17 protein-coding genes and 1 tRNA gene are annotated in these 19,316 nt (G+C 62.7%); 11 read left to right on the top strand and 7 right to left on the bottom strand.

Going from position 1 to position 19,316, the window contains the following annotated elements:
* Positions 1-77 precede the first annotated feature (77 nt).
* From BLS26_RS03130 to BLS26_RS03120, 3 genes are all read left to right on the top strand, one after another.
* Positions 78-2,093: an acetyl/propionyl/methylcrotonyl-CoA carboxylase subunit alpha gene (locus BLS26_RS03130; RefSeq protein ID WP_092508350.1), complete on the top strand. Its 2,016-nt coding sequence runs from the start codon at positions 78-80 to the stop codon at positions 2,091-2,093.
* Between the two features lie 113 nt (positions 2,094-2,206).
* Positions 2,207-3,073, top strand: a complete 867-nt coding sequence (locus BLS26_RS03125) for an oxaloacetate decarboxylase (RefSeq protein ID WP_092508348.1) — start codon at positions 2,207-2,209, stop codon at positions 3,071-3,073.
* A gap of 1 nt (position 3,074) precedes the next feature.
* Positions 3,075-3,374, top strand: coding sequence for an acylphosphatase (locus BLS26_RS03120; RefSeq protein ID WP_092508346.1), 300 nt, complete (start codon positions 3,075-3,077; stop codon positions 3,372-3,374).
* A 171-nt stretch (positions 3,375-3,545) separates the two neighbouring features.
* On the opposite strand, the gene BLS26_RS36210 is transcribed toward BLS26_RS03120, so the two are convergent.
* Together BLS26_RS36210 and BLS26_RS03115 are read right to left on the bottom strand one after the other, a co-directional pair.
* A complete protein-coding gene (locus BLS26_RS36210) occupies positions 3,546-3,698 on the bottom strand; it encodes a hypothetical protein (RefSeq protein WP_172804532.1) in 153 nt (50 codons plus the stop codon).
* Between the two features lie 114 nt (positions 3,699-3,812).
* Positions 3,813-5,789 (bottom strand): diguanylate cyclase, encoded by a 1,977-nt coding sequence (locus tag BLS26_RS03115; protein WP_092508344.1) that lies wholly within the window; start codon positions 5,787-5,789, stop codon positions 3,813-3,815.
* A gap of 263 nt (positions 5,790-6,052) precedes the next feature.
* Between BLS26_RS03115 and BLS26_RS03110 the strand changes: the two genes are divergently transcribed.
* From BLS26_RS03110 to BLS26_RS03100, 3 genes are read left to right on the top strand one after another with little or no spacing between them, the layout of a single operon-like run.
* A complete protein-coding gene (locus BLS26_RS03110; protein WP_092508342.1) occupies positions 6,053-6,610 on the top strand; it encodes a GbsR/MarR family transcriptional regulator in 558 nt (185 codons plus the stop codon).
* A gap of 43 nt (positions 6,611-6,653) precedes the next feature.
* Entirely contained in the window at positions 6,654-7,319 is a 666-nt protein-coding gene (locus BLS26_RS03105) for a DUF4166 domain-containing protein (protein ID WP_092508340.1), read from the top strand.
* Positions 7,316-8,752 (top strand): TIGR01777 family oxidoreductase, encoded by a 1,437-nt coding sequence (locus tag BLS26_RS03100; RefSeq protein ID WP_092508338.1) that lies wholly within the window; start codon positions 7,316-7,318, stop codon positions 8,750-8,752. The genes BLS26_RS03105 and BLS26_RS03100 overlap by 4 nt, the downstream gene beginning before the upstream one ends.
* A gap of 4 nt (positions 8,753-8,756) precedes the next feature.
* Here the strand turns inward: BLS26_RS03100 and BLS26_RS03095 are convergent, their stop codons facing one another.
* Both BLS26_RS03095 and BLS26_RS03090 read right to left on the bottom strand, forming a co-directional pair.
* Positions 8,757-10,280, bottom strand: a complete 1,524-nt coding sequence (locus BLS26_RS03095; RefSeq protein WP_092508336.1) for a PAS domain-containing sensor histidine kinase — start codon at positions 10,278-10,280, stop codon at positions 8,757-8,759.
* Positions 10,281-10,361: 81 nt separating this feature from the next.
* Positions 10,362-11,216: a LysR family transcriptional regulator gene (locus BLS26_RS03090; protein WP_092508334.1), complete on the bottom strand. Its 855-nt coding sequence runs from the start codon at positions 11,214-11,216 to the stop codon at positions 10,362-10,364.
* Positions 11,217-11,337: 121 nt separating this feature from the next.
* Between BLS26_RS03090 and BLS26_RS03085 the strand changes: the two genes are divergently transcribed.
* Together BLS26_RS03085 and BLS26_RS03080 are read left to right on the top strand one after the other, a co-directional pair.
* Positions 11,338-11,766 (top strand): 4-oxalocrotonate tautomerase family protein, encoded by a 429-nt coding sequence (locus BLS26_RS03085; RefSeq protein WP_092508332.1) that lies wholly within the window; start codon positions 11,338-11,340, stop codon positions 11,764-11,766.
* A 67-nt stretch (positions 11,767-11,833) separates the two neighbouring features.
* On the top strand, positions 11,834-12,802 hold the full coding sequence (locus tag BLS26_RS03080) for an alpha/beta fold hydrolase (protein WP_092508330.1): 969 nt from the start codon (positions 11,834-11,836) through the stop codon (positions 12,800-12,802).
* Here BLS26_RS03080 and lipB read toward each other — a convergent pair.
* The gene (gene lipB / locus BLS26_RS03075) at positions 12,799-13,524 is read right to left on the bottom strand and encodes a lipoyl(octanoyl) transferase LipB (RefSeq protein ID WP_092508328.1); all 726 of its coding nucleotides are present in this window, start codon (positions 13,522-13,524) and stop codon (positions 12,799-12,801) included. The two genes, BLS26_RS03080 and lipB, sit on opposite strands and share 4 nt — an antisense overlap.
* 64 nt (positions 13,525-13,588) lie before the next feature.
* On the opposite strand from lipB, the gene BLS26_RS03070 reads away from it, so the two are divergent.
* Positions 13,589-13,831, top strand: coding sequence for a FliM/FliN family flagellar motor switch protein (locus tag BLS26_RS03070; RefSeq protein ID WP_074276133.1), 243 nt, complete (start codon positions 13,589-13,591; stop codon positions 13,829-13,831).
* A gap of 97 nt (positions 13,832-13,928) precedes the next feature.
* Positions 13,929-14,013, top strand: a tRNA-Leu gene (locus BLS26_RS03065).
* A 252-nt stretch (positions 14,014-14,265) separates the two neighbouring features.
* On the opposite strand, the gene BLS26_RS03060 is transcribed toward BLS26_RS03065, so the two are convergent.
* Positions 14,266-17,304 (bottom strand): efflux RND transporter permease subunit, encoded by a 3,039-nt coding sequence (locus BLS26_RS03060; RefSeq protein WP_092508326.1) that lies wholly within the window; start codon positions 17,302-17,304, stop codon positions 14,266-14,268.
* 5 nt (positions 17,305-17,309) lie between these two features.
* Positions 17,310-18,509, bottom strand: a complete 1,200-nt coding sequence (locus BLS26_RS03055; protein ID WP_157676266.1) for an efflux RND transporter periplasmic adaptor subunit — start codon at positions 18,507-18,509, stop codon at positions 17,310-17,312.
* A gap of 254 nt (positions 18,510-18,763) precedes the next feature.
* Between BLS26_RS03055 and BLS26_RS03050 the strand changes: the two genes are divergently transcribed.
* A complete protein-coding gene (locus BLS26_RS03050; RefSeq protein ID WP_092508322.1) occupies positions 18,764-19,249 on the top strand; it encodes a hypothetical protein in 486 nt (161 codons plus the stop codon).
* The last annotated feature ends 67 nt before the right edge of the window (positions 19,250-19,316 follow it).

Below are 19,316 nucleotides of genomic sequence, written 5' to 3'. Positions count from 1 at the left end.
ACGACGGGTTTGTTACCCGCGTCCCCGCATGTCACATTGCGGGTGAGGATCCTGCCCAACGCTCAAGCAAGAAGCACATGTTCAAACGAATTCTGATCGCAAATCGCGGCGAGATCGCCTGCCGGGTCATCAAGACTGCGCGCCGTATGGGGATCGAGACGGTAGCCGTGTATTCCGAGGCCGACCGCGATGCGCTCCATGTCGAAATGGCCGATGAGGCCGTGCTGATTGGGCCGCCGGCGGCGTCCGAGAGCTATCTGGTGATCGAGAAGATCGTCGAGGCCTGCCGCAAGACCGGCGCGCAGGCGGTGCATCCCGGCTACGGCTTCCTGTCCGAGCGCGAATCCTTTCCGCGCGCGCTGGAAGCGGCTGGCGTCGTCTTCATCGGTCCCAATCCCGGCGCCATCGCCGCGATGGGCGACAAGATCGAATCCAAGAAGGCTGCCGCCAAGGCCAACGTCTCGACCGTGCCGGGGCATCTCGGGGTGATCGAGGACGAAAAGCATGCGGTGAAGATCGCCGACGAGATCGGCTATCCCGTGATGATCAAGGCCTCCGCCGGCGGCGGCGGCAAGGGCATGCGGATCGCGCATTCGACCTCCGAAGTCGCCGAAGGCTTTAACCTCGCCAAGGCCGAGGCCAAATCGTCGTTCGGCGACGACCGCGTCTTCATCGAAAAATTCATCGTCGATCCCCGCCACATCGAAATCCAGGTGCTCGGCGACAAGCATGGCAACGTGATCTATCTCGGCGAGCGCGAATGTTCGATCCAGCGCCGCAACCAGAAGGTCATCGAGGAAGCGCCGTCGCCGCTATTGGATGAGACCACCCGCCGCAAGATGGGCGAGCAGGCAGTGTCGCTGGCGAAAGCCGTCAATTACGATTCCGCCGGCACCGTCGAATTCGTCGCGGGGCAGGACAAGAGCTTCTACTTCCTGGAGATGAACACCCGCCTGCAGGTCGAGCATCCCGTCACCGAACTGATCACCGGGATCGACCTCGTCGAGCAGATGATCCGTTCTGCCGCCGGCGAGAAGCTGAAGCTGGCGCAGAAGGATGTCACGCTGACCGGCTGGGCGGTGGAATCCCGCGTCTATGCCGAGGATCCGTTCCGCAACTTCCTGCCCTCGATCGGGCGCCTCGTGAAATACCGTCCGCCCGCCGAAACGCGCATCGAGGGCATCACCGTCCGCAACGACACCGGCGTGCAGGAAGGCGGCGAAATCTCGATCCATTACGATCCGATGATTGCCAAGCTGGTCACACACGCATCGTCGCGGGCAGCGGCGATCGAGGCGCAGTCGACCGCGCTGGATTCGTTTTATGTCGACGGCATCCGCCACAATATTCCGTTCCTGTCGGCGTTGATGAGCCATCCGCGCTGGCGCGAAGGAAAGCTCTCGACCGGTTTCATCGCGGAAGAATTCCCGAAGGGATTTGCGGCGCGTGCGCCGGAAGGCGAGATCGCGCGCCGGCTCGCCGCCGTGGGCGCTGCGATCGATCACGTGCTCGGCGAGCGCAAGCGGCAGATTTCCGGCCAGATGAACGGCCGGGTGGTGCAGCGCGAGCGCCGCCGCGCGGTGTGGCTCGGCCGCGACGAAATCGCGCTCGACGTCGCACGCGAGGCCGATGGCATCGCGGTACGCTTCATCGGCACTGACGGTCTGCCCGGCAACCCGCATCAACTGGTCTCGAACTGGATGCCGGGCGAGCCGGTCTGGCAGGGCAGGATCGACGGAAGCCTGATCGCAATGCAGGTGCGCGCGATTCCGAACGGCATTCGGCTCGCGCATCAGGGTTTTGAAGTCCCGGTCAACGTCTTCACCGAGGGCGAGGCGGCGGCCGCACGGCTGATGCCGGTGACGGCGGCGGCGGATACCGGCAAGAAGCTGTTGTGTCCGATGCCCGGGCTCGTGGTTTCGATCGCGGTCAGCGAAGGGCAGGAGGTCAAGGCCGGCGAGACGCTTGCTGTGGTCGAGGCCATGAAGATGCAGAACGTGCTGCGCGCCGAGCGCGACGGCACGGTGAAGAAGATTCACGCCGCCGCCGGCGCCACGCTGGCGGTCGACGCGCTGATCCTGGAATTTGCGTAACTGGTCACTTCGTCATTGCGAGGAGCGAAGCGACGAAGCAATCCAGCTTTTTCCCAGGCTACGGATTGCTTCGCTACGCTCGCAATGACGGAAATAACGCCGAGGGATTCCTGATGGCTTTCCGCCAACGCCGCCAAGCTTTGCGTTCGATCCTCAACGGTGCAGGCTGCATCCGGCCGGGCTCGGTCTATGACGCCACCTCGATCCGTATTGCCGAAGACCTCGGCTTCGAGGTCGGTATGTTCGGTGGGTCCGTCGCCTCACTGGCGGTGCTCGGCGATCCCGACATTGCGCTGATCACGCTGACCGAACTTTGCGAGCAGATGCGCCGGATGTCGCGCGCAGCAGCCCTGCCGGTGCTGGTCGATGCCGACCACGGCTATGGCAATGCGCTCAATGTCCGCCGCACCGTGCAGGAACTCGACGCTGCCGGCGCCGCCGGCCTGACCATCGAGGACACGCTGCTGCCGCAAGCATTCGGGCAGGCCAAGACGCAGTTGATTTCGCTCGACGAGGGCGTCGGCAAGATGAAGGCCGCGCTCGACGGGCGCGGCGATCCCTCGCTGGTGATCATTGGGCGTACCGGTGCGGTCTCGATCACCGGACTTGATGACGCGATCGCGCGGGCGAAAGCCTATGAGGCGATCGGTGTCGATGCGCTGTTCTTTACCGGCATCAGGGATCGCAGTGAGCTTGAAGCGATCTCGGCGGCGACGAAGTTGCCGATCGTGCTCGGCGGGGCGCCCGAAGAGATGACCGGGCTCGACTATCTCGCAAGCCTGCGGGTTCGGATCGCCTTGCAGGGCCACGCGCCGTTCGCCGCAGCCACGCAGGCCGTCTACGAAACGCTGAAGGCGCTGCGCGACGGTGCCTCGCCGAAGACTCTGAAAGGCCTGCCATCGGCGGAGCTGACGGCGCGCGCGATGCGCGAAGCCGGCACCAAGGCGCGCACGACCGAATTTCTCGGGCTGAAGAAGTAACATGACCGCCGTGGTTCGCCACGTCATGGTTCGCGGCCGCGTGCAGGGCGTCGGTTATCGCGCCTGGGTCGACCACGAGGCGCGGGCAAAGAATCTCGAAGGCTGGGTACGCAACCTCCGGGACGGCAGCGTCGAGGCGGTTTTCGCAGGCGCCGAGGATGTGGTGACGGCCATGATCACGGCGTGCCGGCGCGGGCCGTCACTGGCGCGGGTCGATGCGGTGCAGGAAGAAGCAGGGAATCCGGATGCGCTGAACCTGCGGCGGGCAGGGGAGCGCTTCTCGGTATTGCCGACGGTCTAGCTATCCGACCAAACAGGGGTGATCCAAATGAAGCCGACGGCCCCTCGACGCGACTGGAGGCGAATCCACCACTCACCGATCTTCTGGGTCGGGGTGGCGATGTGCTTGGCGGCGATCACGATCTATGTGCTGTCCGACGACCTGTCGTGGCGGCCGGGGACGCATTAGCCGCTAGAAAAATCCCGGGCTGAGATCGATGCCGTAGGTCATCAGCAGCACGGAGACGAACAGCCCCGCGAGGCAAAACAGCAGAAGCTGCTTGAGGATTTCGATTTCGTTGACGCTGAGTAAAGCGCGTGACAGCGCGCGTGCGATAGCAGTCATTTGCGACCTCCATGCTCCTGCTGCCCCGCAGTGCTGGAATCGAAACTAGCGCAGATCGTGGCGGCCGAATGTGAGCTGGCTCACCTGTCGAAACAGCCGGACGAGTGGAACTCGTTACTTGCCGGCGAGGTCGATCGGTTCGTGCGGCCGGTCCCGGGTGCGTTCCGGGCCTTGCGGGTCGGGCTGGATCGAGGCGGCATCGACATAGCGCAGGTCGAGCGCGGAATAGACCACGCTGCGGTTGCGGCCGAGCCGCTTGGCCTCGTAGAGCGCGGTGTCGGCTTCGCCGACCAGCGCGGACTCGTCGAGCGTGGCGCGGGTTCTTGCGGCAACACCGGCGCTGACGGTGACATAGCCACGGTTGCCGGCGGTGTTGAGAATCCCGAGCGCCCGGACGGTCAGCCGGACCCGTTCGGCGACCTTCAACGCGGCGTCTTCTGACATGTTCGGCAGCACGACGGCGAATTCCTCGCCGCCGTAACGTGCCGACAGGCCCGAGATATCCAATGACGCGTCGCCGATCACTTTGGCGACGGCCTGCAGGCAGCGGTCGCCGGCCTGGTGTCCGTAGCTGTCGTTATAGCCCTTGAAATTGTCGATATCGAACAACAGGACCGCAATCCGTTCGCAGATCTCGTATTCCCGGCGCAGGAAGCTATCAAAAGTTCGCCGGTTGGTCAGTCCGGTCAGTCCGTCGGTCGCGGCGAGCTGGGTGAGGCGGCGGTTGAGCAGGTTGAGCTCATCCTCCATGCGCTTGCGTTCGGTGACGTCGCGTAGCACGCCGACGAACTCCAGCCGGGCAGGGTCGTCGTCATCCGACGCCCGCTTGAAGTTGCTTTCGACCCACGCCGGCGAGCCGTCAACACGGGGGATTCTGAACACGACGGTGCTGACGGCCCCGGGTTCGCCGAGCCGCGCACTTGCCGCCTGGACAGCTCCCACGTCATCGGGATGAACGAGGTCGAAACACAACGTGCCGATCAGGTCCTGGGCACGCAGTCCGAGCACGGGTTCGACCGAATTCGAGACGAAGCGAAGGATGCCGCGGGCATCTATCAGGATGATGATGTCGGCGATGTTGTTGGCAAGCAGGCGATAGCGGGCCTCGCTGTCCCGGAGCCTGTCCACGGCCCGGCTGCGAAAGCGAAATTGGGAAGAGAGCACGGCGGCGAGCAGGATGATGATACACAACAGCACGCCCGCCACCAGCGCGTCGGTGCGCAACGCCGTCATCCATCCGGCAAGCAGCCAGTCCTCGGACATCGCCACGGTGACAACCACGGGATATAGCGGCGTTTCCTCGTAGCTGAAATACTTCACGATGCCGTCGAACGGCGAGATGATCTTGTAGGAGCCGACCGAGCTCAGCCGGAGGTGTTGTGTGAACAGGTCGGTTTTCGACAGATCCGTGGTCGCATCCGAGAGCGGCCAGCGGATCAGAACGGTGCCGTCGCTCCGGATCAGGGTGATGGCGCCATCGGGACCAAGCTGGAACATCCGGTAGAAGCCGTTGAAATAATCGCTGTCGATCGCGGCGACGAGCACGCCGGCAAAGCTGCCGTCCTGATGCTCGACGCGTTTGGTGAGCAGGATCGTCGGCCTTCCTGTCGGGCGCGACTGAATCGGCTCGCTGATACGTAGCGCCGTGCCCGATGTGTCGCGATGGAAGATGAAGTATTTGCGGTCGGCGTCGTTGTGATGCGGCGTCTCCGGCAGCGACGAATATCGCCACTCGCCGTTGGCGTCGAGTACGCCGATCTCGCGCAACTGCGGCAGCGTGGCGGCCGCCTCCGCCAGATATTTGTTGAACCGTTCCGGCCGCGGGTCCTGATACCTGAGCAGGCTGACCATGCCGGTCAATGTGATGTCAGCCGCCTGAATGGTATGGGCGGCATGCTCGGCCAGCGAGTGGGCGAGGTTCTGGATGTCGGTATTGCCGCGCGCCAGTGTCGTCGTCTTGGCTTCGAGCGCCTTCCAGACCACGATGCCGACGATGCAGGCCGTCATGACCAGCGCGAAAATGATGACGACCGCGCTCAGCGTGATCCGCCGCAACGGCCCGCCGGGACTGGACTGACCTCGATCGCTCATCTCTCGCCTTGTCGGGCCGCGGCCGGCCGCTGCCGGCTCAAGTAAACGCGCGCCGGAATCTAGCGGCCGATAGGTGCCGATGAGGTTAACAAATTGGCCGGGAAATCACCGGGGGCGGCCACGGGACCCGGTTTCCTGCCGGAACCGGAAGCGCCGAGCTGCGATAGGACGCGGGCAGGCCGGGGCCGCCTGAAAGACGCGGGGTGTCAATATTCGTGCTGATCGCGCTTGACAGTCGCTCAGTTACGTCAGATATTTCTGTCATGACAGAAACAACCGCCAAGAAGAAACTCCCCGCCGCGGTCGAACGGTTCATCCTGCACTGGGGTGACATGGGCGACGAGTGGGGCGTCAACCGCTCGGTCAGCCAGATCCACGGCCTGTTGTATCTCGCCGAGGCGCCGATGACCGCCGACGACATCGCCGAGACGCTGGGCATGGCGCGATCCAACGTCTCCAATTCGATCAAGGAATTGTTGTCCTGGAACCTGATCCGGCGGGTGCCGATCCTCGGCGACCGCCGCGATCATTTCGAGGCCGAGACCGACATCTGGGAAGTGGCGGCCCGGATCGCCGCCGGGCGCAAGGAGCGCGAGATCGACCCTGCCGTCGATGCGCTGCGCGCCTGCGTCTCGGACGCGGCCGACGATCCGACCATCAGCCCGGTCGCGAGCAAACGGCTGAAGGAAATGCTGGCTTTCACCGAGCTGGTCGACCGCTGGTACGTGCAGATGCTCAACGTGCCGCGGCCGCGGCTGGTCGCCCTGATCAAGCTTGGCGAGAAGATCGTCAGCTTCCTGCCGGTGGGGAAATCCAAATAGGGCAAGGAAAAATAGGGACAGGGGAAGAGTAGAGGAGCGTGTGATGACGTCGACGCGAATACCAAGGCATCCTGTAACGCCAGCCTCGAACACCGTCCTTCTCGACGACCGCCGCTTTCACAACCTGTTGCCCGACGAGGAGTGGGGCCGCTTGCCGCTGGCGATCTGGCGGCGCTTTTCCAAGCGTTTCGCCGACGGTGAGACCGTCGTCTATGTCGGCGAGGTCAAGGAGGCGAGCTTTACGCTCTTGGGCTTTTGGCTGGCGCAACTCGCACGCCTGATCGGCGGACCGCTGCCGACGGGTACCGAGACCGGCGTCCCGATGGTGGTCACGGTGACCGAAGACGCCGCGAGCGGCGGCCAGATCTGGACCCGTATCTGCGCGCGCAGCCACGGCTTTCCGCAGGTGATTCACTCCGCCAAACGTTTCGCGGGCCCAACCGGGCTTGAGGAATATGTCGGCTGCGGCGTCAGCATGGCGCTGCGCATCTCCGTCGAGCACGAGGCGTTGGTGTTTCACAGCACAGACTACGCCCTGCAGATCGGACCGTTGCGACTGTCGCTGCCGCCATGGCTGACGCCCGGCGACCTGACGGTGACGCACTCGGATCTGGGCGACGGTCTGTTTCGCTTCACCCTCGACATCGTTCATCCGCGCTTCGGCAGGCTGATTCGTCAGTCCGCCGTGTTCCGGGAGGCCACATCATGACGACGTTCCTTTGGACCCTGATCGCCATCCAGATCGTGATGGGCGTGTTCGACACGTTCTATCACCATGAGCTGACGGAACGGCTGGCGTGGCGTCCCTCGCAACGTTACGAGCTGCAGCTCCATGCATTGCGCAACATGCTCTACGCGTTTCTGTTCCTGGTGCTTGGCTGGCTCGAAGTCCACGGCATTTTTGCGATGCTCGTCATCGCCGTATTGGTGGCGGAAATCGTCATCACGCTGATGGATTTCGTCGAGGAGGACATGAGCCGGAAATTGCCGGCCAGCGAGCGCATCAATCATACGCTGCTGGCGATCAACTACGGCGCCATTCTGGTGCTGCTGCTGCCGGTTTTGATCTCATGGGCGACCATGCCAACCGGGATCACGCCTGCCTATACCGGGCTCCTGAGCATCGTTGCGGCGGCCTCTGCGGTCGGCGCCGCGCTGTGCGGCGTGCGCGATTTCCTCGCATCAAAACGTCTGGCGCGAATGACCAGCACGCCTGCGGCAAGCCTCGTCGAGAAGCTGACCGGCCGCCAGACCGTGCTGGTGACCGGCGCCACCGGTTTTATCGGCAGCCGTCTGGTCGCAAGCTTGACCGGGGCGGGTCATCAGGTGATCGCGCTGGTGCGCAATCCGGCTAAAGCCGACATGCTGCCGCCGCCGATCACGTTGATCACCAGCCTCGATCAAGTCCCGGCGGACAGCCGGATCGACGCCATCGTGAATCTCGCGGGCGAGCCGATCGGCAACGGACGATGGACCGAAGCCAAGCGCCGCAGGATTCTGGATTCCCGCATCAACATGACCGGCGACGTCATCAGGCTGATCGCGCGGCTCGACCGCAAGCCGATGGTGCTGGTCTCCGGCTCCGCCATCGGCTGGTATGGGCTCTGGCAGGATCAGGTGCTGACCGAGTCCGCCAAATCGCATGCCTGCTTCAGCCATGAACTGTGCGACGCCTGGGAGGGCGCGGCGCGTCCGGCAGCAGAATATGGCGTCAGGGTCGCCTGCTTGCGGATCGGGCTGGTGCTCGGCACCGACGGCGGCTTCATCACGCGGATGCTGACGCCGTTCGAATTCGGCCTCGGCGGACCGCTCGGGTCGGGCAAGCAGTGGATGTCCTGGATCGAGCGCGACGATCTGGTCCGGCTGATCGCCCATGTCATCGCGAAGACCGATCTCTCCGGGCCGGTGAACGCAACGGCGCCGATCCCGGTCACCAACCTGAAATTCACCGAGGAGCTCGGCCGGCGCCTGCATCGCCCGGCGGTGTTCCGGATTCCCGACGCGCTGCTGCGTCGTGTCGGTGGCGACTTCGCCAACGAACTTCTGCTGGGAGGGCAGCGCGTCTTGCCGAACAAGGCGCTCAGCAACGGATTCGTGTTCCGGCACGAAACCTTGCGCAGCGCCTTCGAGGCGATCCTGTAAGGGATCACCGCGGCAGTTTCGCGATCGCCTGGCTGAGCTGGTGGATTTCATAGGGCTTGCGGAGGATTGGAAAATCTCCGAGCACGTTGGCGGCGGCATCGCTGTAGCCGGTCGCCAGCAGGATCGGCAATCCCGGCCGATGGGCCTTCAGATGACGGGCGAGGGCGAGACCGTCCATCTTGCCGGGCATCACGATGTCCGAGAACACAAGATCGATTCCGTCGCGTTCGATTTCGATCAAGGCGGATTCGACATCCGCCACCCGGCGGACGGTATAGCCGAGTTGCTCGAGCAGGCTGGCGCTGACGGTCGCGACATCCGGATTGTCTTCGACCAGCAGTACCGTGCCGCTGCCCCTGGCATCCGCACCATGGCCTTCGTCGACGGCAGGAGCGACGTCGTTGCGCGGCAGCAGGATCGTGATCTTCGTGCCCTTGCCGATTTCGCTGGTGACCCTGACGGTCCCACCCGCCTGATGCGCGAAACCATGGACCTGGGAGAGTCCGAGGCCGGTGCCCTTGCCGACCGGCTTGGTCGTGAAGAAGGGGTCGAATATCCGGTTCATCAGATCAGGCGCGATGCCGACGCCGGTATCCTCGACGGCGATTGCGACGTGGTCGCCGGCATGGGCACCCTCGTTCAGCGTATTGTTTCGCGCCGACACTGTAATGACGCCGCCAGCCGGCATCGCGTCGCGCGCATTGATGACGAGGTTGACCAGCGCGGTTTCAAGTTCCGCGACGTCGACGATCACGGGCCAGATGTCGCGCTCGATGTCGAATTGCAGCGCCACCGCGCCGCCGACGCCGGTGCCGAGCACCTCGCGCACCGCATCGATCCGTTCGGCGACATCGATCGCCTCCGGGTTGACGCTTTGACGCCGCGCAAAGGTCAGCAACTGGCTGGTCAGGGCGGCGCCGCGCTTGGCGGCCGCCTCGATCGCTGCCAGCGCACGCAGCCGCCCCGGGTCGTTATCGGTACCTTTCTTCAGCGTATGAAGACTGCCACCGATGATCATGAGAAGATTGTTGAAATCGTGCGCCACGCCGCCGGTCAACTGGCCCAGCGCGTCGAGTTTTTGTGATTCCGCCAGTTGTGCCTGCATCTGCTCGAGTCTGATCTGAGCCTCGCGGCGCTCGGTGATGTCGCGGGTGATCTTGGCGAAGCCGACAAGGTTGTCGCCCTCCCGGATCGGATCGATGACGACGCTGGCCCAGAAGAATGTGCCGTCCTTGCGGACGCGCCAGCCTTCCTCTTCATAGCGGCCCTGTTCCCGGGCGATCTGCAGCGCCCGGGCCGGCTTGCCGTTGGCACGGTCGGTTTCCGTGTAGAACCGGGAGAAGTGCTGTCCGAGAATTTCCTCGGGCGAATAGCCCTTGATCCGTTCGCCGCCGATATTCCAACTCGTGACGATGCCGGTCGGGTCCAGCATGTACAACGCGTAGTCGACAACACCCTCGACCAGAAGCCGGAAACTACGTTCGCTCTCGAACAGATCCCGTTGTTGCTGCTTGTCTTTTTCGAACATCCGCGCCCCTTGCCTAAGGGGCCGAAACGCACGACGGGCAGATTGGTTCCTTTTTACCGGCCTTTTCGCCGGATTGAACGATTACCCCGCGGCCGCGACGCTTCGAAACGTTGCCGCCAGCGTTCGCAATGCCGCCAGTTTGGCGGGGTCGCTGACCCTGGAATGCAGCATCACTTTCGAGCTGCCGAGATCGGGCAGTTTCTCCGCCGGTCCGATATCGACGAGACCCGCGGGCGCGATCCGGCGGGCGAGCGGGGCCACCGCCAGGCCAGCCAGCGCCGCCGCGGCGACCGCCGTGACTCCGCCGCCGACAAACGTCTCGTTCCAGGCGATGCCGGCCTTGTCGAGTGCGCGGACCGCGATCGCACGCACGCCGCAAGGCGGCGCCAGCGTCGCCAGCCGCAACGGCTCGTCCCGGCGCCAGGCGAAGCGTTTGGCCGCGAGCCAGCCGAATTCATCTACCGTCAGCTTCTCGCCGCCGCGCCGGCTGCCTTCCTGGCGCACCACGATCGCATCGAGGTCGCCGCCATCGTAGGCATCGGTGATCTCGCGGGAAAAGCCGATCGTCACGTTGAGCGCCAGTTGCGATGACATCGCGTGAAGCCGCTCCAGCAGCGGCACCAGTTCCGGCCCGCCGGCATGGTCGCTGATCCCGAGCGACAGGATCTGGCGCGCCGGCGCCTCGCCGATCAATGCGCGGTCGTGCGCCGCCATCAGCGCGCGGGCGTGATGCAGGAACGCCGCGCCATCGGCGGTCAGCCCCACCGAGCGCGGCGAGCGTTCGACCAGCCGCCGGCCGACCACGGCCTCCAGCCGCTGCAGTTTCAGGCTGACCGAGGCTTGCGTGGTGCCGAGCGCTTCGGCGGTGCGGGTGAAACTCTGCAGTTCGGCGACCAGCAGGAAGGCCTGCACGGTATCGATGTCGAGGTTGCTCATGTCATCATCAACAATTGTTATCACTGTTATGAACAGAGATAAGATACCAAAATGATAGCGGCAGGTCTAGTTTGAGATGGCGCGGTAAATAGCCCGCGAAGCCAGCCCAAGGAGAACGAACGTGCCGCTCATCACCGTCACCTATTCGAGCTTTCGCAAGGCCCCAACGCTGAAGGCCGAGATTGCGTCCGCGGTCAGCGATCTGACCGCCACTATCCTGCACAAGGATCCCAGGGTCACGGCTGTCATCGTCAAGTCGGTCGATGCCGCCGACTGGTTCGCTGGTGGCAGGTCGCTAGCGGAGCAGAGCCTCGCCAGCTTCTGGCTCGACGTTCATGTCAGCGAGGGCACCAACACCAAGGACGAGAAGGCGGCCTATCTTGCCGCAATCTTCAAGCGCATGGTCGAGCTGCTCGGGCCGCTGCATGAAGAGAGCTACGCCCATGTCGACGAGGTCCGGGGCGATGCCTACGGCTTCGGCGGTCTGACGCAGGAACGCCGCTACATCGCCGGCAAGCTCGAGGTCGCGCCGCAGCGGGCGGCGGCGTGAGGCCCGGCGCGCGCTGGACTCCGCGAAGGTCCAATTTATAGTTGGGACTTCACCGGGACCGGCGCGCATGCCGATCGATTTGCAGAGCATTGACACCGGCGCCGCGCGGCTTCGCGTGGCGATCACGGGCGAGGGGCCCCTGATCGTGCTGGTCCACGGCTTTCCCGAGAGCTGGTATTCCTGGCGGCATCAGATTCCGGTGCTGGCGGATGCCGGCTTCCGGGTCGCCGCCCCGGATGTGCGTGGATATGGCGGCAGCGACAGGCCGCATGCGATCGATGCCTACGCGATCAAGGAAATGTGCGGCGACATCGCAGGCCTGATTTCCGCGCTCGGCGCCCGGCAAGCCGTCGTTGTCGGCCATGACTGGGGCGCCCCGATCGCTTATGCGACCGCGCTGTTTCACCCCGCGCGCGTTCGCGCGGTGGCCGGACTGAGCGCACCGTATCTCGGCCGCGGGCCGATGCCGAGTGTCGAGCTGTTCCGCAAGATCTACCAGGACCGCTTCTTCTATCAGCTCTATTTTCAGGAGCCCGGCGTCGCCGAGGCTGAACTGGAAGCCGACATCCGCATCAGCCTGCGCAAGTTCTACTACGGGAGCAGCGGCGAGGCGCGGAAAGCAGACGACAGGGTCGCAAATCCGGCAGGACCGGGATTGCTCGATCGCCTGGTCGATCCTGCGCAGCTTCCGTCCTGGCTGACCGAGGCCGACCTCGATTATTACGAAAGCCGGTTCCGCGAGAGCGGATTTCGCGGTCCGCTCAATCGCTATCGCAATTCCGAGCGCGATTTCGCCGACATGGCCGAGTTCGATGGCCAGCAGATCGCGCAACCGGCGGCATTCCTGGCCGGCAGCCTCGAACCCATCCTGGGCATGATCCCCGGCGTCGATATGGTCGAACTGATGCGGGCCCAATGCGCCGACCTTCGGCTGGTCAGGATCATGGAAGGCGCCGGCCACTGGCTGCAACAGGAGCGGCCCGCCGAGGTCAACGCAGCACTGCTCGAATTTTTGGGCACGCTGCCGGGAATCTAGCTCGCCACTTCCGGCAGGCGCGCGGTCGCGCCGAACACTTCGATAAAAGCCTGCCGGAGCGCGACGTCGACGTCTTCCATCGTTACGGGAAGGCCGAGATCGACCAGCGAGGTGACGCCGTATCTGGCATCAACAACGCCGCAGGGCACGATCGCCTGGAAATGTGCGAGCTCCGGCTCGACATTGATGGCGATGCCGTGGAACGACACCCAGCGCCGCAGCCGCACGCCGATCGCAGCGATCTTGTCTTCGTGGCCGGCGCCCTTGTCGGGCCGCTTCACCCAGACGCCGACGCGATCCTCCCGGCGCTCGCCCCTGACGTTGAAGGCATCGAGCGTCCGGATGATCCATTCTTCCAGGCCGGCGACATAGGCGCGCACGTCGGGCCGGCGCCGCTTCAGGTCGAGCATCACATAGGCCACCCGCTGGCCCGGGCCGTGATAGGTGAGCTGGCCCCCACGGCCGGTGGTGAACAGGGGGAATCGCGGATCGAGCAGGTCGGCCCGCTTGCCGCTGGTGCCGGAGGTGTAGAGCGGCGGATGCTCCAGCAGCCACACCAGTTCGGAAGCCTTTCCGTCGGCGATATCGGCCGCGCGCGCTTCCATCGCAGCGACGGCCTCGGGGTAGGGCACGGGGGCGGCCGCGATTCGCCATTCGACGTCCCCACCGCCGGAAGGCCGCGCGAAGGTCGTCAAATCAAGGCTTTGGCGATCATTAACCATTGGCTAACCATAACGTGGTCAGTTGGAACCCAACAGATTTAGTTCTTGGTTTGGTGGTTCAGAAGTGGCGACCCTCGATAAAGTCTCCGTCGATCTCATGGTGGTGCTCGGCACCACCACAATGCCCATCCACCAGGTCATGCGGCTCTCCCGCGGCGCTATCATCGAGCTGGATGCCACCGAGGCGGACGAGGTCAAGATCCTCGCCAACAACCTGCCGGTGGCTTCCGGCGTGGTGCTGGTGGATCGCAACCGTATCGCGGTCGAAGTCAAGCAAATGCTGCCGAAATTACCGGGTGTTAGGTAGCTAATTCGGTCGCAAAACCGCCTTGTCCCCCCATCTCCGATTTGTTACATCGGCGCCGTTGATCCGGCAGGCCGCATCGTTCCAGCCGGTATCCCAAGCGCTCGTGGCGGAATTGGTAGACGCGCTGCCTTGAGGTGGCAGTGAGTAAAATCGTGGGGGTTCGAGTCCCTCCGAGCGCACCAAGGGCGTAAATCATTGATGCGAAAAGTATTTTCGCGATTTATACTCCCACATTGTTACTCACAGCGAGCGCTGGTTTTTGTTCCGCGCAATCTTGCCTGTTTGATTTCGCGCGTCTCGGTGCAGTGCTTGCTCTTTCGGTCGTCGCATCCTTATTTGAACCAACGCCCCGCGAAACCACCATTTCCACACGAGAGTGTAGTGGCGTAGCCCAGCGTCGAAATCGGCGGGCCTCCCGCTTCATGATGGTGTCCCTAAAGCCTCTTGTCGAACCGGAAGAGCAGCAAATATCCGGCCGGCACAAAGAACAGTGTCAACAGCGAAGCGATGGCAAGCCCGGACATCATGAGCACGGCCATGGGCTGCCATAATGCGCCGCCGGCGATCGCCATCGGCGCCAGTCCGAGCACTGTCGTTGCCGATGTCAGCAGGATCGGTCGCAAACGCTTTTCAGAGGCGACAACAATCGCGTCGCGCAGGTCAAGCTCCCTTCGCTCGATGTCGATCTGATCGATCAGCACGATGGCGTTGTTGATGATGATTCCCGATAGGCTGATGATGCCGAGCGTTCCAAAGAACGAAAGCGGCTGTCCGGTCAGCAGCAGGCCGAATGGGATGCCGATCACGATCAACGGAATGGTGATGAATGTCAGCAGTGTGCGCCGAAAGGAGTTGAATTGCAGAATGATCGCCAGCACCATGATGCCAAGGGCGAGAGGAAATCCTGCGGCGAGCTTCTGGTTGGTCTCCGCGCTCTTCTCGATCTCGCCCCCGATCGTGTAGTGATAGCCGCCGGCCAGGTCGAGCGCCGGCAGGGCGGGGCGAATGGACTCCAGGAGCTGCCCGGCCGTCAGCGAAGCGCTCCGGGCGGTGACGGTGATCGTTCGTTCCTGGTTTTTCCGCCTGATGCGAGCAAAATCGAACTCCGGCCTTAGCCTGGCCACCTGTGCGAGCGGGATCAATCCGCCATTCTTCGCGAAGGTCGCGCTGGTGAGCCCTTCCAGATTCTCGGAGGTGTATGCTCCGGCGCGGAGCACGATGGGAATGAGATTGTCGCCTTCGCGATAGATCGACACGGCGGCACCGCTGAAATAGGTATTGAGGAGCTGCGTAATCTCTTCGGATGTTATTCCGAGCTGCCGCGCGCGATCCTGATCGATCTCGACAACCACCTTGATGAGCTTGTTGCCCCAATCGTCTTCGTTGTCGTGAACGTCCGGCGCCGCCCGAAACAGCGCTTGTACGCTTGCGCTGAGCGCCAGCAGGCGGTCGGCGTCGGGGCCGGAGATTTCTACGTCGACGATGCCGGATTCCACCGCGCCCATCGCCAGGCGCTTGATCTTGAACCTCGCTTCCGGGTGATTGGCGTACAGATATTTCCAGGCGCGATCCGCAGCCCGCACTGCACCGGCGTAGTCGTTGGTGTTGATCAGGAAGAAGGCCGACGCGGGATCGGGCGCCACGGGAGTCAGCGTCAGATAGAATCTCGGGCCGCCATCCCCGATGTAGACGATGTTGCTCGCGATCTCGGGGTTTTGGGTCTTGTCGCCGAGCCATCTGGAGATTTCCAGCGCTTTGGTCTCGGTGCGGGAGACGTCGGTTCCATCAGGCATGTTCATGTAAATGAGGAACTGGTTGCGCTCGCTCAGCGGGAACATCTGTTTTGGCACGCGGCCGAACAGCGACAGCGACAGCAAGACTAAGACGATGCACGCGGCCAGCACGATCGGCGAAAAGCGGAGCGCGGTCCGCAAGGCGATCGCGTAGAGCCTTTGCAGCCGTGAAGGAGAAGCAGCCTGGTTTTCCGCAACCTGGCCGCGGCCGAACAACCAGACCGTCAACGCCGGAAGGATGTAGACGGCCGTGATCCACGAGCCGGTCAGCGTCAAGGCGACGACCGCGGCGAGCGAGTAGCCATATTCGCCCGACGATCCCGGAAGCAGAAACAGCGGCAGAAAAGCCGCAACCGTCGTGACCGACGATATCAGCAGGGGAAGCGCGTATTGCTCGCCGGAGGCGAGACCCGCAGCCTGGGCCGGCACGCCGCGGCCCATCCGGCTGACAATATCCTCGACGATCACCACGCCGTTGTCGACCAGGAGACCCAGTGCAATGATGATGGCAGCAATCGATACCTGCTCGAGCGCAATGCCGAGCCAACGCATGCCGATGAGCGAAAACATCACAGCGAAGGGAACGATCATCGCCGCGACCAATCCCGCGCGCAGGCCCAGAAACAGCACGACCAGCGCGGCCACGACGACAAAGGTCTGCGCAACGTTTGACAGCGCAGAATTGACGGAGGCGCGGACCTGTTCCGCCTGGTAAGTCGCGAAATTGATCGCATATCCGATCGGGAGTTGCTGCTCATAGGCGCGTGCCGTCGCGCGCAGCTTTTGTCCAAGCTGAGTTACATCCTGATCGGGCTGCATGATCACGCTGAGCACGACTGCGGATCGCCCGTTGAAGTAAGCCGGCTTGATTTTGGGGGAGACGTAGCCGCGGTGAACGGTGACGAGATCGGCAAGTCTTACCAGGTTGTCCGTCGCACCCACGCGGGTCAGCATGGTTTCGACGCCACGCACATTCGGAAAGTCGCCTGATGTTTCCAGCAGCAGGCGTGTGCCCTCGATATTGATGGATCCCGACGGCAGCACGACGTTTTGCGCCTGAAGGTCCTTGACCAGGGTGTTGAGCTGGACGCCGACGGCCGCGAGTTTTCGCGTGTCCAGTTCCAGCCAAACGCGTTCGTCCTGAACCCCGAAGAGATCAATCTTGGAGATTCCGCTCAGCTGATAGAGTTTCTTGCGGAAATCGTCCGCGACATCCTTCAGTTCGCGCGGTGAAAAACCATCGCCGGTTATCGCGATCGTTGCAATGGCAACATCGCCGAAGTCGCTGTTGACGAACGGGCCGACGACGCCGTCGGGCAGCTCGATCTTGACGTCGCCAACCTTGTCGCGCAGCCGTTGCCAGGTCGCGCTGACATTGCCGACCTCATCGTTGAGATCGACGTAGATCGTCAGCGATCCTTCGCTCCCAAGCGTCCTGATATCCTTGACTTCGGCGAGCTCGCGGATTTTCCGTTCGATCGGAACCGCAATCAGGTTTTCGATGCGCTCGGGCGCCATTCCCGGGAACAGCGCCGATACCACCGCCGTGCGAATGACGATGACCGGGTCCTCGCGCTTGGGAAAATTCGGATAGAGGACCACGCCGGCAACAAGCAGCCCAATCATGGCTGCAATGGTGAATCGCGACCGCGCAAGACCAAATCGCGTGAGGAGACTCACGATACCTACTCCACGACGGGTAGAAGCTTGACTTTTTGTCCGTCAAGCAAATAGGAGACGCCGGCCGCGGCAACGATGTCGCCCGCGCCAAGGCCTTCCGTGACGATCAGGCGATTGTCACGGACCCCTCCAACTGTGACCTTGCGCTTGTTCACTGTCGAGCTGGCGCCATTATAGACAAAGACGGTCGCAGCGCCCTCCAGTTCCTTTCCGGCCTCGGGCGCAATGACACTGAGCGGCAGCAGAAAGCCGCTTTCTACACCGATCAGTGGCTCCTGGATCGCGACTTCGACCGACATCCCGGCATTCAGCCCCGCAACCCTATCTTCCAGCCGGACAACGACCGGGAACGCAGAGACCTGCTCTGCCTTGGACCCGAGCTCCTTGATCTCTCCCTTGAGCGAGAGATCAGGCATGTCGGCGACCTTGACGGTGACCGGTTGCCCGACCTTCAGGGTTTGAAAGGTCGGGGAGGGAATGAGGAAAGACATCTCGAAACGGTCGTCACTGTACAAGGTGACAATCGGTTGCCCGGCTGAAACCTGTGCGAATGACTTGACCTCGACGCGGGCGATGGTGCCGGAGAACGGAGCAACGAGCTTGCTGCGGTCCAGGTTGTGTTCTGCCAGTTCGAGCTGGCGCTTCGCCTGGTCGAATTGCGCTCTCGCCGTGAGCAAGGTCGCTTTCGACTGATCGAATATGGCTTGGGTTGTGACCCCTTTTCCGAGCAGGTCTTCCTTGCGCCGGAAATCGCCTTCTGCGTTATCGAGCTGGGCCTGCGCCTGCTGCACGCCGGCACTGGCCTGGTCGACCTGCGACTGCAGCGAACGCGAGTCGATTTCCGCCAGAAGGTCTCCCAACTGCACCTTTTGGCCGACAGCGAGCGTTACCGCTTTCAATTGTCCGGTAATTTCGAAGGATAGACTGCTGACGTCCGCCGGCTGCAGGACCGTGGGAAAACGGCGAACCCGACTCTCGGCTTTTGTGCCTACCTTGAAGGCGCGAAGTCCCCGCACGGGTTGCTCGGTGACTTCCGGATCCTTTCCGCTGCAGGCTTGTAAGCCGAACACGATCATCGCGCAGATCACAAACCGCAACGGTCGTCGACTCATTGTCGGCTCCATCTGAGGCATTTGAGGCGGCGTCGGCGTGTTGCATTCTTCCCCAAACAATGCCGCCTGCCAAGAGCGGCCGATCTCATCCATGTGATCTTTGCGCGATAGCGTCCGGCGGGAAGCTACCCTTCCGGCGTTGTTCTCTGGTTGCATCGCAATACGAACACCATGCACGCCACCAAACCCATGATATCGCTCTTCGAAGCCGTAAGATCGTTGTCGGACAAAAGCACGGTAAGCGACTTTCCACTTCCGCTTCAACGTAATCTAAACTTGAAAACATCCGACTAAAGCGCAAACATACTTGCGCTTACTTCTCGTGCCGCCCTCACTGGAGTGATCGAATGACTATCACCGAGAGGCAAGTGAATGCGGCTCAACAGGCATGGTGCGAAGGTTTAGTGAGGATCGGAACGGTCTATAAGGCGTCCGGAGATTTTCGGGCGGCTGCAACGGTCGTGATCGATGAACTCTACGATTACCAGGACGGAGTGGTGTTTTTCAAACCCACGCAGGCTCACGGCCGTCAGACGTTTCGCAATACGGCGCGAGGTGCACTGTCATACTTTGTCGGTGGCGATCCCGAATTTCCCGATGACAAGGGCTTTGCCTTAAAGCCTTGGGCGCGCGTCTGGTACGACAACAACGCCGCTGAAAATGGGATTCAGATTCACGGAATAATTGCCATTACCATGGGCAACGTATATCTCGCCGACTATGAGGGGAACGAAATCATGGTCGACAAGACCTTCGTTTTTCGCCTCTGCAAGGATGGCAAGCTTCGGCTTTGCGCCCACAAATCGGCGCTACCCTACGTTCCAGATACCTGATTGATTCCATACCGTTCACGAGAGTGAACTTGCCGGTTCTGTCCGGGGAGTTTGGAAAAGGGGAGAA

It is taken from the genome of Afipia sp. GAS231 (assembly GCF_900103365.1).
GTDB lineage: Bacteria > Pseudomonadota > Alphaproteobacteria > Rhizobiales > Xanthobacteraceae > Bradyrhizobium.
This window is presented reverse-complemented; position numbering and strand designations above follow the sequence as displayed.